Source organism: Ruegeria sp. AB9 (assembly GCF_056542585.1).
Genome location: NZ_JBQGAA010000066.1, coordinates 1 through 520 on the forward strand (window position 1 = coordinate 1; position 520 = coordinate 520).

Consider the following 520-nt stretch of genomic DNA (forward strand, 5'->3'; position numbering starts at 1 on the left):
GACTGACGGCATCGTAACCGGCCCGCGCGGCGATATAGACCAGCTCGGGCGGCGTACAGCCAATCAGCGTCAGATGCGCCAAGGAATAGAGAGAGGGGCTTGTGCCAGCCTCTTCGGGTTTCACCATGAACGACAGCTCCACGTGCCTGCGAATCTCAATTTCATCACACGTTATTTAAAATATCTGATATTTTGTAAATTATCAACTTTTAATGCTGAGCACGAAATGAAAACGCCCGGGCAACAACCCGGGCGTGCTTAACCTTCGTGTTGGCAGAGCCTTAGAGAGTGACCCAAGCGCCTCCGGACTGGTGAGAACGCACAGAGGCATCAATGAATCGGACACCGTCTGCGCCTTGTTCGACACTTGGATAAGTAAGCCAATCGGCCGGAACGGTAACGCCATCCCGTCGCGCGGCTACGGCCATAGCAAATTCCGTATAGAGGTTGGCCCAGGCTTCGATAATCCCTTCGGGGAAGCCGCGCGCGGTACGTATCAGTCGTTGTGCACTGGGGCCGA

1 pseudogene is annotated in these 520 nt (G+C 55.0%); it reads right to left on the reverse strand.

The features are described 5' to 3' along the window. Window positions 1–281: 281 nt before the first annotated feature. Window positions 282–520: pseudogene (locus tag ACR0K5_RS25140) on the reverse strand (Gfo/Idh/MocA family protein); the annotation flags it as partial.